Here is a 13,123-nt window from a genome sequence, read left to right as displayed (position 1 = left end):
CGACATCATTGCAGGGCCGGACCGATGCCGCGCCGATGCGCGTCATGTCGGGTCACTTCCAGGCGAAGCGTTTCAGAAGCATCGAGAAAAGCGCCGGACGGGCGCGGCGGCGCTCCAGCACCTGATCGGGCATGGCCATGGGGGCTGCCGGCAGCGCATGGCGTGCGAGCGTCACGTGCCTGCTATCCGTCTCAAGAACGTGCGTCATCTGTCTCTCTCCACTGATAGCTCCAAATTTCCGAAAGCCGTTTGTCATCCAGCTTGAGATGACCATTCATCTCCACTGGCCCGGAGCCGTTTGGCTTCAGGTCGATCACCAGCCGCCACATCCCGTTGCTCCCGATGCGGGAGACGGTGGAATGGGCGATCTCGCCACGGCTGACATTCACAACGGCTTCAATGTTCGAGTCACCCGGAAGGTTCCGCAAAACCTCACCGTCAAAGTCGACAACGAACTTGCGCAGCCCTTCCTCGTTCTTCACGCCGGAGACACCGCCCTCGCCGCCGCGCAGCGCCATGACGCGCGCAAAACGGTTGGTTGGCTCTTCGATCGCGCCCCAGGTCAGGCGGTAGTTGAATTCCAGCTCATCGCCGGCCTTCACCGCCTTTTCGGGAACCCAGAAAGCAACAATGTTGTCGTTCACCTCGAGATCCGTCGGGATCTCGACCAGTGTGACATTGCCGCGTCCCCACGATTCCAGCGGCTCGACCAGAAGCGAAGGCCGCTCCTCATAGTGCGCACCGGCGTCCTGGAAGTTCGCGAAATCGCGGTCGCGCTGGAACAGGCCGAATGCCTGCGGGCTGTCCTCGGTGAAAAAGGATGTCGCCAGCTCGGACGGGTTGTTCAGATTGCGCCAGAGCTCATCGCCATCCTGACGCACGATCTTCAACCCGTCGCTGTCATGCACCTGACCGCGATAATCGTCGAACGCGCTGTCATTGTTCTCGGCGAACAGGAACATGGAGGTCATCGGCGCAACGCCCAGACGACCGATATCCCTGCGCGCAAAAAGACGCGCCGTCACATTCATCACCGTATTGCGGCCGGGCGAAATGACGAAGCGGTATGCGCCGGTCACGCTCTCGCTGTCCATCGCCGCGTAGACGGTCACTTCCTTGCTGCGGCGATTCGGCTTCTCGATGTAGAAATCGGTGAAACGCGGGAACTCTTCGCCATTGGCGGTCGCCGTATCGATGGCAAGGCCACGCGCCGACAGGCCATAAAGCGTGTCGCGGCCGAGCGCGCGGAAATAGCTTGCGCCAAGGAAGGAGACGAGTTCGTCCATCACGTCCGGCGCATTGAGCGGGTAGTGCAGACGGAAACCCGCCTCGCCTTCCATCACCAGATCTTCAAAAGCGGTCGGGTCGAGCGGTTTGCGATACTCGAAATCGCGGCCGGTGAAGAGGATCGGTTCAGCCGTCTCACCCTCGACGGCGTAAAGGCGCACCGGCTCCTTGAAGAGCCAACCCATGTGGAAGGCCTGAAGCTCAAATGGGGCCTCGCCCTGCCACAATGCGTGATCGGGGCGGAACCGAATCGCACGGTGCTGATCGTAGGTCAGTTCGGCGATCTGCTGCGGCAGTTCGAAACCGGCCTTTGCAAAAGGTTGGGAAGCCTTGTTCTTCATGGCCTCCGTCAGCGCATCGAAGGAGAAGGGCTGCGCCCCGCTCTTCACCCCGCCGCCTTGCGCGGCAACGTCTTCGGCGCGCGCAGAGGTTGCGATTGTCATCAAGCTGGAGGCGCCCAACAGCGAGGCTGACAGGCAGGAAACAAGAAAGGATCGTCGGTCCATATATGGAACTCGTATGCAGAAAGTCTCAGGGTGAAGCCGCGGCACAAACCACGCGCTTTCAACGCATCAATTGCGGTTTAGTTTCGGCAGGGCACATAACATTCCAAGACTGCGCGTTACCAAAATTTGAAGGGACAGCGCCAAGCGGCGGATCGCTTTACAGCGTCCCATACCGACTTGCAATCCTCATCTGAATCGTGCCCAATCCCCCACCTCACCCAGGGTGAGAGAACCCACCAAAAGCCGCTGCACCCCAGGCATGTCAGGGCGAACCGCGGCGCAGAAATCCGGGGAATTTGTCAATGGATCTAGGACTTAACAACAAGCGCGCGCTGGTGCTCGGCGCAAGTCGCGGCCTCGGCGCGGCCATCGCGGAAGGGCTGGCGCGTGAAGGCGCAACCGTGATCGCCGCCGCGCGCAGCAAGGACAAGATCGAGGCCTGGGCCGGCAAACTGCCCGATGGCGCAGGCGCGGTGGAAGCCTGCGCGCTCGACATTTCAGACCTTGCCGCCATCGATGAGCTCGCCGACAGGCTTCTGGCCGAAGGCGGCGTCGATATTCTTGTGAACAACACCGGTGGCCCGCCCCCGTCATCGGCTGTCGATGCCGGTCGCAGCGACTGGATCTCCAATTTCGAGACCATGGCGGCCAATGTCTTCCACCTGACCGGGCGTCTTCTGCCACCAATGCGCGAGCGCAAATGGGGCCGCATTCTCACCGTCACCTCTTCGGGTGTGGAACAGCCGATTCCGATGCTGGCGCTTTCCAACGGCATCCGCTCGGCCATTGTCGGCTGGTCCAAAACGCTCGCCACCGAAATTGCGCGCGACGGCGTGACGGTGAATGTTCTCATGCCAGGCCGCATTCACACGCAGCGCGTGGTCGAACTGGACACCGCCGCCGCAAACCGCTCCGGCAAGCCGGTGGAAGAGGTTTCGGCTGCTGCCGCCGACACGATTCCCATGGGGCGTTACGGCGATCCCGAAGAATTCGCCAACATGGCCGTTTTCCTCGCTTCCGAACGTGCGTCCTATGTCACGGGCACCAAGGTCCGCATCGACGGCGGCGCGACCCGTTCAGTCTGATCGCCTCGAGTCAGGACCTAGCGCTTCAGCGCACGCCCAAGAGCATACCATGATGCCTTGGGCGTGCGCTCCAGCGTTTCAAAGTCCACATGGACAAGCCCGAAACGCTTTTCATAGCCGAGCGCCCATTCGTAATTGTCCAGAAGCGACCAGACGATATAGCCCTTCACCGGCGCGCCCTCATCCATGGCGCGCCGCACAGCTGCGAGATGCCGGTTCAGAAAATCGATGCGCGCGGGATCATCGACCCGCCCGGCCGACAGCCGGTCCGGCGCGGCCATGCCGTTTTCCGTCACATAAATCGGCAGACCCTTCGTGTAGTTCTCATGCGCCCATGTGATGAAATGGTGCAGGCCGTCGGGATAGATCTCCCAGTCCATGAACGTTTTGGGCAGCGGCCCCTCGACCTCTTTCAGCGCCGGAAACCGGCCTGAACCGTCCGGGGCGATCAGCTTGCGCGTGTAATAATTGATGCCCAGCCAGTCGACCGGCGTGCCGATCACGCCAAAGTCCTTCTCAAAACCCTGCGGCATGTGAGGCCCGAGCCCTTCCAAAACATCCTCGGGATAGGCTCCGTCGAACACGCCGCCAAGGAACCAGCGATTGTAAATGCCGTCGTAAAGACGGGCGGCCTTCCGCGCCGCCTCGCTGTCATCGGCGGGAGCGGCGTATTCGAAATTGGTGACCAGCCCAAGATTGTCCATGCCGAGCGCGCGCATCGCCTGCGTCGCCCGCCCATGCGCCAGAAGCACGTGGTGCATGGCGCGGGCGGCGGCGCGAATGTCGCGCAATCCCGGCGCATGTGCGCCCATGAAATGGCTGAGCCAGGCCACGCACCAAGGCTCGTTGATGGTCGCCGCCGTCGCCACCCGATCTCCGATGCGCTTCATCACCAGTTCCGCATAATCGGCAAACCAACTGGCGATATCGCGATTGCGCCAGCCGCCCAGATCGGCAAGCGGCGCCGGCAGATCCCAGTGATAGAGCGTGGCGAAGGGTTTCAGCCCGCGCTCCAGCATGCCATCGACAAGGCGGTCGTAGAAATCGAGCCCCTCTGGATTGGCGTCTCCCCTTCCATCCGGCAGCACACGCGACCAGGAGATCGAGAAGCGATAGCAGTCGAACCCGGCGTCACGCACCAGATCGAGATCGCTTTCCCAGCGGTGATAGTGATCGCAGGCCGTGGCCCCATCCTCGCCGCGCACCGTGTTGCCGGGCGTTGCCGCAAACGTGTCCCAGTGCGAGGTTCCGCAACCGCCAAACCGGCTGCCCTCGATCTGATAGCTCGAAGTGGCCGTGCCAAAGACGAAATCCCCGGGGAAATCGTCGCGTGAGAATTCAAGCTCCATGGCTTCCATTCCGTTGGCGGGCATCAGCCTCTCCCCGTTCTTTCTGGACCCGTTCTTTCTGAAAATGCCGTTTCCGCCCTTTAGCGGCGGCGTGGCGGTGCGGTCGTCTGGCCGATCACGAAGTCGGCCTCCCAGAGCTCGCTCAGAGGCGGCCCGTCCGGGGTCTCGATGCGCTCAAGAAGTAACTGCGCCACCCGTTTTCCCGCCTCCCGGATGGAGGAACGAACCGCCGTGAAATAGGGAATGTCCGGCGCGCTGCCCTTGTAGCCCGACTGTAGAAAGGACAGGCAGTCGTCAAAGGCGATCACGGAAACGTCTTCGCCAGCCCGCAGGCCAAGATCGACCAGCGCCCGCGTTACGCCCATGGCCGGCAGAACACTCGCCACCAAAATGGCCGTCGGCGGCTCATCCAGTTCCATCAGCGCCCGCGTCGCCTGATAGCCATAGGGCTCGACCATATCGGCGCTGTGAAGCAGGCGCTCGTCAAGTGCGACGCCGGCCTCTGCCAGCGCCGCCTCATAGCCCTGCCTGCGCCGCTCGGCAAAGTTCATCGTCTCAAGACCGTTAATCAGCGCGATGCGCTCATGTCCCAGATCCAGCAGAAACTTCGTCGCACGATGGAAGGCCCGCCGGTTGTTGACGTCCATCCAGCAATAATCCGCCCCCTCCTCATCGCAGCGCCCATGAACCACGAAAGGCATTCCCAGTGCATTCAGAATGCCGATGCGGCTGTCGCCGGTCAGCGGCCCATGAACCACCACGCCATCCACACGCTGGTCTTCGGCAAGGTTCAGATAGATGCGCTCCTGCTCTTCCAGCGGCGCGAGCCGAAGGAGAATGTCGTAGCCGCTCTGCGCATAGATTTCGCCCGCCCCGGCGATGAAATCGGCGAAATGCGGATTGATCATGATGTGTTCGGAAAGGCTCACCACATGCCCGATCATGCGTGACTTGCCGGTCGCCAGACTTGCCGCGCTGGGGCTCGGGCGATAGTTCAGCCGCTCCGCCGCCTCGACCACGCGGGCGCGTGTTTTCTCCGCCACTTCCGGAAAGCCGTTGAGCGCGCGCGAAACGGTGGTCTGCGACAGGCCAAGCGCCTCGGACAGCATCTTCAGGTTCATGGCTTTGCGGGTAGCCAAGGCGGTTCCTTTCCTTCAAAGCGCTTTAAAAAAAATTGGTGTCACAGCGTTTTGGGGAGATCAAGCCCTTCAGGCGGACAATTGGTCGTTTTCATATCAATACGGCGGTGAAACCAATTTTCTTCATGAATCTTCGCGCTGACAGCAAGGCGCTCTTGACTCAAAGGCTTCCCGGATTGATGCTGCCAAAATCCAAAGCGCTTTGAATTTCGTTTAAAACGTTAGCAATGCGCCGGACCCGCAAAGACCTGAGGAGGAGCGGCTCCGGCCGCAATTGGAGGAACCATGAAGACGTCCATGCTTATTGGCGCGTTTGCCCTGGCACTGTCCGGCAGCGTCGCCCATGCCGCCGATCTCAAATTCGCCCCGGGCGAGGATGCCCGTTTCAACTGGCAGAGTTTCGAAGACTTCAAGGCCGCGCACGATCTCTCCGGCCAGGAGATGAGCCTGTTCGGCCCCTGGCTCAGCTCCGACAAGGATCTGATCGAATCCGTCACCGCCTATTTCGAGGAAGCGACCGGCGCAAAGGTCAATTACTCAGGCTCCGACTCCTTCGAGCAGCAGATCGTCATCGACACGCAGGCCGGCAGCGCACCGAATGTCGCAGTCTTCCCGCAGCCGGGCCTCGCAGGCGACCTCGCCTCCAAGGGCCTGCTCGTGCCGCTCGGCAACGAAACTGCCGGCTGGATGAAGGAAAACTATGCTGCCGGCCAGTCCTGGGTGGATCTCGGCACCTATGCCGGCAAGGACGGGGCGAAGGCCTTCTTCGCCTTCCCCTACAAGGCAGATGTCAAATCGCTGGTCTGGTACGTGCCGGAAAACTTTGAGGATGCGGGCTATGAAGTGCCGCAGACCATGGAAGAACTGAAGGCGCTTTCCGACCAGATCGTCGCCGATGGCGAAACGCCCTGGTGCATCGGTCTCGGTTCGGGCGGCGCAACCGGCTGGCCGGCCACTGACTGGGTGGAAGACCTGATGCTGCGCACCCAGTCGCCCGAGGTCTATGACCAGTGGGTGACCAATGAAATCCCGTTCAACGATGAACGCGTCGTTGCGGCCATCGAGGAATTCGGCGCGTTCGCGCGCAATGACGACTATGTGGATGGCGGCGCCGGCGCCGTGGCCTCCACCGACTTCCGCGACAGCCCCAAAGGCCTCTTCGCCGTCCCGCCGAAATGCTACATGCACCGGCAGGCGTCCTTCATCCCCTCCTTCTTCCCCGAGGGCACGCAGCTTGGCCGCGACGCAGACTTCTTCTACCTGCCGGCCTATGCGGAAAAGGATCTCGGCACCCCGGTTCTGGGTGCTGGCACCGTGTTCGCCATCACGAAGGATTCGGATGTGGCGCGCGCCTTCATCGAATTCCTGAAGACGCCCATCGCGCATGAAATCTGGATGGCGCAGGCCGGCTTCCTCACCCCGCACAAGGGCGTGAACCCGGAGGCCTACGCCAATGATGCGCTGCGCAAGCAGGGCGAAATCCTGACCAATGCGACCACATTCCGCTTTGACGGCTCCGACCTGATGCCCGGCAAGATCGGCGCAGGCGCGTTCTGGACCGGCATGATCGATTATGTCGGCGGCCAGCCCGCCGAAGAGGTCGCCGGCGAGATCCAGAAGGAATGGGACGCCATCAAGTAGGACTGCGCATGCAACACCGCCCACCCCGCCGCCATTGAGCATGCGGGGTGGGAGCACCGGCACAGCCGGCATGCGCCCAGGAGGCTGACATGGCCATCTCCTCGACCGAAGCCGCCCCGCGGTCCCGTCCATCGGGCCTCGGCCGCTTCCTTTTCAATATGGCGATTGCGCTTGGCATCATGATTGCCGGCATCGTCTTTGCGGTGCTCTGCGCCGTCGCCGTCTTCACCGCGCTCAACACGGTCCTGCCCGACATCAAGCTCGTCCAGGCAGTGCTTGTCATGGTGCTCGGCGTGGCCGCCTGCTTCGGCTATTTCTGGGGTTCCAACCGGCTCCTCGACCTGATCTATCCGCCACGCGGCAGCCGCGTCGCGGACAACATCAACGCCGCCAACGGCATCCGCCCCTGGCTCTTTCTGGGGCCGGCCATCGTCATTCTCGGCATTTATCTGGTCTATCCGGTCATCAACTCGATCTTCCTGTCGTTCCACGGGCCGAGCGGCGAAACCTGGGTCGGCGGAGCCAATTACGCCTGGCTTGCCAAGGACGCAGCCTTCCGCGAGAGCATGCGCAACAACATTCTGTGGCTCATCGTCGCGCCCGCCGCCGCCACCTTCTTCGGCCTCATCGCCGCCGCCCTCACCGACCGCATCGGCTGGGGCAATGTCGCCAAGAGCCTCATCTTCATGCCCATGGCGATCTCCTTCGTCGGCGCGAGCGTGATCTGGAAATTCATCTATGATTACCGCGCCGAAGGCTCCGAACAGATCGGCATCCTCAACGCCGTCGTCACCTTCTTCGGTGGCGAGCCACAGGCGTGGATCACCATCCCCTTCTGGAACAATTTCTTCCTGATGGTCATCCTGATCTGGATCCAGACCGGCTTTGCCATGGTCATCCTCTCGGCCGCGCTGCGCGGCATCCCGGAAGAGACCATCGAGGCGGCCATCATCGACGGCGCCTCGCCCTTCCAGATTTTCTACAAGATCAAGGTGCCGCAGATCTGGGGCACCATCGCCGTGGTCTGGACCACCATCACCATTCTGGTTCTCAAAGTGTTCGACATCGTGCTGGCTATGACCAACGGCCAGTGGGGCAGCCAGGTGCTCGCCAATTACATGTTCGACTGGATGTTCCGCGGGCTCGATTTCGGCCGCGCCTCGACCATCGCGCTGGTCATCATGGCCATGGTCACGCCGATCATGATCTGGAACATCCGCGAAGCACGGAAGGACATGAAATGAGCACGCCCGTCGGCTCGCGCCCTGCCCTCTCATGGGTTGTCAACATATCCGTCCTCCTGCTCGTGGCGCTGTGGACCCTGCCGACCTTCGGCATTCTCGTCTCATCGCTTCGCGACAAGGACCAGCTCGCCGTGAGCGGCTGGTGGACCGCCCTCACCGCGTCCGAACGCAACGTGGTCGCACGCGCAGCCCCGCCGGAAAACGCCACGCTGGAAGACGGCCGCTACGTGCTCACCGGCAATGTGTTCGAGGATGGCAGCGGCAAGGCCGTCGGCTTCGGCATATCATCGCGCGCACCTTCAGCCTTCGCCGTCGGCGAGAGCGCTGAATTGCGCGACGGTGGCATGCTCACCGTCGAGGCCAGTGGCGACTACACCATCACCTATGCCGAACAGCCCGAACCCGGCCGCGGCCAGCGCATCTTCGTGAGCTCGGTCGAGCCGCCGCGCTTCACCACGGAAAATTACAAAAACGTCCTGTTCTCCGAAGGGCTCGGCAAGAGCTTCATCAACACGATGACCGTGACCATTCCGGCGACCGTCATTCCGATCCTGATTGCGGCCTATGCAGCCTACGCACTGGCATGGATGGAGTTTCCGGGCCGCGCGCTTCTGCTTGCCGCCATTGTCGGCCTGCTCGTCGTCCCGCTACAAATGTCGCTGATCCCGCTTCTGCGTTTCTACAACACGATCGGCATCGGCAAGTCGTTCATCGGCATCTGGCTCGCACATACGGGGTTCGGCCTGCCGCTCGCCATCTATCTCCTGCGCAACTACATGGCCGGCCTGCCGCGCGAGATCATCGAAAGCGCGCGCGTCGATGGCGCGTCGGATTTCGAGATCTTCCGCAAGATCATTCTGCCGCTGTCGTTTCCCGCACTCGCCTCTTTCGCCATCTTCCAGTTCCTCTGGGTCTGGAACGACCTGCTCGTCGCCACCGTCTTCCTTGGAAACAATGAAGAACAGCTGGTGCTGACCGGCCGACTGCGCGAACTGCTCGGTTCGCGTGGCGGCAATTGGGAAATCCTCACCGCATCGGCCTTCGTGGCCATCGTGGTGCCCATTCTCGTTTTCTTCGCATTGCAACGTTACCTGGTCCGCGGCCTTCTGGCCGGGTCCGTCAAAGGAGGCTGACCGCTCCCATGAATGTCCTTCACGATGCTCCCTTGGAACATGCTCCCGGAGCCGTAAGCCGCCACGCCGAAGACGCCGACTGGTGGCGCGGCGCCGTCATCTACCAGATCTATCCGCGCTCCTTTCAGGATTCCAACGGCGACGGGATCGGCGACCTCAAAGGGATCACCCAGCGTCTGCCCTACATCGCTTCGCTTGGGGTTGATGCGATCTGGCTGTCACCCTTCTTCAAGTCGCCCATGCTCGACTTCGGTTATGATGTCTCCGACTACACCCAGGTCGATCCGATGTTTGGTTCGCTGGCCGATTTCGACGCCATGATCACCGAGGCCCACCGGCTCGGCCTCAAGGTGATGATCGATCAGGTGATCTCGCATTCTTCCGCGCAGCATCCCTGGTTCGTGGAAAGCCGGCAGAACCGCACCAATTCACGCGCCGACTGGTATGTCTGGGCCGATCCGAAACCCGATGGCAGCCCGCCCAACAACTGGCTGTCGATCTTCGGCGGCTCCGCATGGGAATGGGACACGAGCCGCTGCCAGTATTATCTGCACAATTTCCTGGCCAGCCAGCCGGACCTGAACTTCCACAATCCCGATGTTCAGGACGCGCTGCTTGAGACGGTCCGCTTCTGGCTGGAACGCGGCGTCGACGGTTTCCGTCTCGACACGATCAATTTCTATGTCCACTCGGCCGGTCTGGAAGACAATCCGCCGCTTGAGCAGGACCAGCGCAACGCCTCCATCGCGCCTGCGGTCAATCCCTACAACTTCCAGAACCACCTCTACGACAAGAACCAGCCCGAGAACCTGGAATTCCTGAAACGCTTCCGTGCGCTGCTCGATGAATATCCCGGCACCACGGCTGTCGGCGAAGTGGGGGATGCGCAGCGCGGCCTCGACATCGTCGCCGAATATACGAGCGGCGGCGACAAGGTTCACATGTGCTATTCCTTCGACTTCCTGTCGCAGGAACCGCTCACGCCGGGCCGTGTCCGGCGCGTCATCGAGGCATTCGGCGACAAGGCGCCCGATGGCTGGTCGTGCTGGAGCTTCTCCAATCATGACGTGGTGCGCCATGCCTCGCGCTGGGCCGATCAGGTCCACGACCGCGACGCCTTCCTGAAGATGACCACGACGCTGCTTCTGTCACTGCGCGGTTCCGTCTGCCTCTATCAGGGCGAGGAGCTGGGCCTCACCGAAGCCGTGCTAGACCTGAAAGACCTGCAGGACCCGTATGGCATCCAGTTCTGGCCGACCTTCAAGGGGCGCGATGGATGCCGCACCCCGATGGTCTGGTCTGAAACGCAGGTCAATGGCGGCTTCTCGGGCGCAAAGCCCTGGCTGCCCGTGCCGCCGGAGCACCTCCATCTGGCCGTGTCGGCGCAGGAGGGGCCGGACACGCTCCTGTCGCACTATCGCAATGCACTTGCCTTTCGCGCCCGCCATCCCGTTTTCGCCAAGGGCGGAATCACCTTCCGGGAAGGCACTGAGGAGGTGCTTGTCTTCGAGCGCTCCATGGCCGGCCACGCCATTCTGGTGGCGGTGAACATGAGCGACGGGCCGGTCACGCTGAAGCTCGATGTCCGGGATTATGCGACCATGGCCGATTCCGGCGCAGCCGGAACGGTGGAGGACGGCATCGTCACGCTGCCGGCCTATGCAAGCTGGTTCGGCAGCAAGGGGATGGAGACATGACGGATCTCTCGCTCAAGAACATCCAGAAGAGCTACGGCAATACCAGGGTCATCCACGGTATCGACCTGGACATAGAGGAAGGCGAGTTCATCGTCTTCGTCGGTCCTTCGGGCTGCGGCAAGTCCACGCTCCTGCGCATGATCGCCGGGCTTGAAAGCATCACCGGTGGCGAGATGTTCATCGGCGGCGCGCGCGTGAACGACATCCCGCCATCGCAGCGCGGCATCGCCATGGTGTTCCAGTCCTATGCGCTCTACCCGCACATGACGGTCTACGACAACATGGCGTTCGGCATGAAGATCGCCAAGGCCCCGAAGGAAGAGATCGACAAGCGCGTACAGGAAGCGGCCGAGATCCTGCAGCTGACACCATATCTTGATCGCCTGCCCAAGGCGCTTTCAGGCGGTCAGCGACAGCGCGTCGCCATCGGCCGCGCCATCGTGCGCAATCCGAAAGTGTTCCTGTTTGACGAACCGCTCTCCAATCTGGATGCAGCGCTTCGTGTCGCCACCCGCATCGAGATCGCCAAGCTCAAAGGCTCAATGCCCGACACCACCATGGTCTACGTCACCCACGATCAGGTGGAGGCCATGACGCTTGCAGACCGCATCGTCGTCCTGTCGGCGGGACATATCGAGCAGGTCGGCGCGCCCATCGAGCTTTACGAAAAACCCGCCAATCTTTTCGTCGCCCGGTTCATCGGCTCGCCCGCCATGAACATCCAGCCGGCCCGCATCGAAAAGACCGGCGGGCAGACCGTGATTTCCCTTTCCGGCAGGCAGGTCGCCGTTCCCATCCCTTCTCCCGAAAGTCTGGCAGGCGCGCCGGCCCATTTCGGCGTAAGGCCGGAAGATCTGCGGGTTGCAGATGGAGATGACTTTCTCTTCGAAGGCGAAGTGCACTTTGTCGAACGGCTCGGCGAGGTCACGAATGTTTACGTAAATGTGAAAGATGTGGATGAACCGGTCGTCGTGAAGATCGCCGGCGTCCAGAAACATGCCAGGGGCGAGCGCCTTCGCCTCACCGCATCCGCAGAAAAGATGCATCTTTTCACTGAAGAGGGGCGTTCTCTGTTCTACATTTGAAGCATTTCAACCGGTTTGAGCTTTTCTTGACCCGAATCGAAACCTTACCTAACGATTAACGAGGTGACTGGGGGGCCACTGAATGACAAAGCTGTTCTGGCCCGAGAGCGCTGCCCGTTTCAAAGCGTATTTATACGGTCATGCCGGTTGTACGGACACCGATTTCGACGCTGGGCGGGGGACGTTGCGGGCCTCGTATTGCGTATCCGCAAAACCAACAATACCGGCTTCCCGCCGGTGGGGATTTGCGATGAGAGCGAATGGCAACTGATACACGCGAAAAGCAATCCGTCCGGCCCTTGAGGGCCATATCGCGGCGCGACCTCGCCAGCCTTGCCCGCAGCTATTGCCCCAACAGTGGCAACACCTCCTACCTGATCGCCGAAGCAGCACCCGACAGTTCCACCGGCATGGCCCGGATCCTCGTTTCCAACTGGAGCTTCGACACAATCGAAGATGTCGGGATGACGGCCATATCCCGGCTTATCGAGAGCTCTGCTTCCACCTTTCCCGGCCTCACCTCACGCCCCTGGCACCCGGCTGCACTTGCCGCCCTTCTCTCCTGTGAAGACATTGCCAATCTGAGCCTTCATGATCATCAGGAAATCTTCCTCCTCAAACTGCCAGCGGGAAAGAAGCGTTACATCGCGCTGATTTCCGGGGATCGGCCAGGCGCTCTCGATCCGGCAGACCTGCGGCGCATGCACATCAATCTGTGCCACCACCTTTCAGGCTTCAGAACAAAGACCAATGCGCTCGGCGAACCCTTATCGGAACGCGAGCGCGAGTGCCTTTACTGGGTCTCCGAAGGCAAGACCGCGGATGAGGTCTCTCTCATCCTCAACGTGTCTTCCAACACGGTAAACAGCTACGTCGCCCATGCGATTCACAAGCTGGCAGCAAAAAACCGAGCCATGGCCATCGCAACGGCCATTCGCAACGGGCTAATCTAGAACG

General features: G+C 61.5%; 11 protein-coding genes. 7 read left to right on the top strand and 4 right to left on the bottom strand.

The features are described 5' to 3' along the window. Positions 1-52: 52 nt before the first annotated feature. Positions 53-208 (bottom strand): hypothetical protein, encoded by a 156-nt coding sequence (locus NDI72_RS05545; protein ID WP_162742196.1) that lies wholly within the window; start codon positions 206-208, stop codon positions 53-55. Then, a complete protein-coding gene (locus NDI72_RS05540; protein WP_348645697.1) occupies positions 192-1,730 on the bottom strand; it encodes an OpgD/OpgG family glucan biosynthesis protein in 1,539 nt (512 codons plus the stop codon). The genes NDI72_RS05545 and NDI72_RS05540 overlap by 17 nt, the downstream gene beginning before the upstream one ends. Positions 1,731-2,095: 365 nt before the next feature. Between NDI72_RS05540 and NDI72_RS05535 the strand changes: the two genes are divergently transcribed. Next, a complete protein-coding gene (locus tag NDI72_RS05535) occupies positions 2,096-2,878 on the top strand; it encodes an SDR family oxidoreductase (protein ID WP_283799881.1) in 783 nt (260 codons plus the stop codon). Between the two features lie 17 nt (positions 2,879-2,895). Here NDI72_RS05535 and NDI72_RS05530 read toward each other — a convergent pair whose 3' ends face one another. Together NDI72_RS05530 and NDI72_RS05525 are read right to left on the bottom strand one after the other, a co-directional pair. Then, the gene (locus NDI72_RS05530; RefSeq protein ID WP_283799880.1) at positions 2,896-4,251 is read right to left on the bottom strand and encodes a GH1 family beta-glucosidase; all 1,356 of its coding nucleotides are present in this window, start codon (positions 4,249-4,251) and stop codon (positions 2,896-2,898) included. A gap of 56 nt (positions 4,252-4,307) precedes the next feature. Then, positions 4,308-5,366 (bottom strand): LacI family DNA-binding transcriptional regulator, encoded by a 1,059-nt coding sequence (locus NDI72_RS05525; RefSeq protein ID WP_244974852.1) that lies wholly within the window; start codon positions 5,364-5,366, stop codon positions 4,308-4,310. Between the two features lie 285 nt (positions 5,367-5,651). On the opposite strand from NDI72_RS05525, the gene NDI72_RS05520 reads away from it, so the two are divergent. The 6 genes from NDI72_RS05520 (at position 5,652) to NDI72_RS05495 (ending at position 13,119) form a co-directional block, all read left to right on the top strand. Beyond that, a complete protein-coding gene (locus NDI72_RS05520; RefSeq protein WP_283799879.1) occupies positions 5,652-7,007 on the top strand; it encodes an ABC transporter substrate-binding protein in 1,356 nt (451 codons plus the stop codon). A gap of 281 nt (positions 7,008-7,288) precedes the next feature. Next, complete coding sequence (locus tag NDI72_RS05515) at positions 7,289-8,251, top strand: carbohydrate ABC transporter permease (RefSeq protein WP_283799910.1); 963 nt, start codon at positions 7,289-7,291, stop codon at positions 8,249-8,251. Continuing rightward, positions 8,248-9,384, top strand: a complete 1,137-nt coding sequence (locus NDI72_RS05510; protein WP_113152853.1) for a carbohydrate ABC transporter permease — start codon at positions 8,248-8,250, stop codon at positions 9,382-9,384. The genes NDI72_RS05515 and NDI72_RS05510 overlap by 4 nt, the downstream gene beginning before the upstream one ends. A gap of 8 nt (positions 9,385-9,392) precedes the next feature. Then, entirely contained in the window at positions 9,393-11,081 is a 1,689-nt protein-coding gene (gene bglA / locus NDI72_RS05505; RefSeq protein ID WP_283799878.1) for a beta-galactosidase BglA, read from the top strand. After that, positions 11,078-12,166 (top strand): ABC transporter ATP-binding protein, encoded by a 1,089-nt coding sequence (locus NDI72_RS05500; RefSeq protein ID WP_283799877.1) that lies wholly within the window; start codon positions 11,078-11,080, stop codon positions 12,164-12,166. Before bglA ends, NDI72_RS05500 begins: the two co-directional genes overlap by 4 nt. Before the next feature lie 260 nt (positions 12,167-12,426). Next, on the top strand, positions 12,427-13,119 hold the full coding sequence (locus NDI72_RS05495) for a helix-turn-helix transcriptional regulator (protein ID WP_113152856.1): 693 nt from the start codon (positions 12,427-12,429) through the stop codon (positions 13,117-13,119). Positions 13,120-13,123: the final 4 nt, after the last annotated feature.

The sequence above is a fragment of the Nitratireductor sp. GZWM139 genome, assembly GCF_030068685.1.
GTDB lineage: Bacteria > Pseudomonadota > Alphaproteobacteria > Rhizobiales > Rhizobiaceae > Nitratireductor > Nitratireductor aquimarinus.
This window is presented reverse-complemented; position numbering and strand designations above follow the sequence as displayed.